We start from the raw sequence: 1,520 nt of genomic DNA on the forward strand, positions 1-1,520 counted from the left end.
TAGTTCTTCAACTTTAACTTCAGTTCTTTTTTGAGCTTCGGCTAGTTCTTCAACTCGTTTTTCAGTCCGGTTTTGTGCTTCAGCTAACTCTTCAACTCTGACTTCGGTTCTATTTTGTGCCTTCGCTAAATCTCTTTGTGCTTCAGCTAACTCAAAGACAATATTTTTGAGTTCGGTGAAATCTTCTTTCTTTACGCCTAGTGTTTCTTTAACAACTCCCCAGAATTCTAACATGGGATTTTGAAGTTCAGAAGGGAAGCGATCAATAACTTCCTTAATGGTGCTCATGAATGTTCCTGTATATAGTATTCACTTTTTAATTGGTAAATGATATCGCCATTGCTGATAAATGTGTGCAAACTTGTCTGGGCAATTATCATCAAATCACTCATTTCTGTTATAAAATTTGAAAAATTTTTGGTGTAACAGGATGATTGGGCATTATTATTGATTTCATTTCTGAATCATCTCCTCGCTCACCTCAATCTCCTCCCCGGTTTCCATTATCCGATATGGCCCGGTTGCATGAACCGGCCAGGCTGTCTGATTGGTGGAGTAGGGAAGAATAAATGTTCCGTTTATACTCTGCTGCCGGTACGTGAATTCTCTCCCTCGGTTCGTGATTATTGGCAGTTCAATCGTCCCTTCTCCCTGAATTATCGCACCAGGAACACGCTCAAATATCTTGACCTTGCGGATGTCATGTTCATCGGTTGATGAGAGGGAGGTATTTGATTCCCATATGAGCCGGTAATGGTGCAGGGCCTCAATATCCTTGAGCGGCCTGATGATGGATTTTGAAATCTCCGGATCCGGACCACCCGGAAAGATGACAAGCATATCATTATCAGGAATTGGTGTTCCTTCCTGCTCCTGAATTTTCTGCTCACCATGCACGCTGGACCCATCGAAAACATGCAGCCTGGTTACTATGCTTTCGTAGAATGGCTGGCGGTAGCCGATTACGGTGATCGGTTTTCCTGTAGTATCATTTACCGATAGTAATCCCATGTATTGTCCAGGAGTTGCATCAGGTGAATAAACCCGCATCATCATCTGCATGGTATCAAAGAGCATGTCAGCATCGGTGATGATATATTTGATAGAATTTTCAGAGGTTATACTATCTGCAGGTTCTTCTGATCGGCTCATGAAGAATTGTGCGGCCATATCCAGGTTTGCCTGGAATGGGTTTGTGACTGTCATCCGGTGAGCTATTGTGGTAATCCAGTGTCCATAATCCCACCACGAAAGAACGCCATACGCTGAATCCGGATATCTGAATGTATCAGCGTTATATGCCTGGTAGTAATCCACACCTGGATCAGGTGTTTCATTTTTCATCCAGAGTAGTCCTTCAATCCAGTCTTCTGATGCGATGTACGGTTGATAATTATAATCTGCTGTTGCAACCATCACAGAAACACTGAGGGATAGTCCGAATGTTCCGATGAGGAGAATGAGTGCGATAAGCGCAGTCGGACGTTTTTGCCAGATGTTCTCTTTTTTTTTTGATAAAT

Annotated in this window: 1 protein-coding gene and 1 pseudogene; both read right to left on the reverse strand. The window is 42.7% G+C overall.

The annotated features are described in order from the left end of the window. Positions 1–288: hypothetical protein (locus PLA23_RS12420; protein WP_324331834.1), on the reverse strand; the 288-nt coding region annotated here is incomplete at its 3' end. Positions 289–453: 165 nt separating this feature from the next. Further along, a pseudogene (locus PLA23_RS12425) lies at positions 454–1,520 on the reverse strand (hypothetical protein); the annotation flags it as partial.

It is taken from the genome of Methanospirillum sp. (genome assembly GCF_035406105.1).
Lineage (GTDB): Archaea > Halobacteriota > Methanomicrobia > Methanomicrobiales > Methanospirillaceae > Methanospirillum.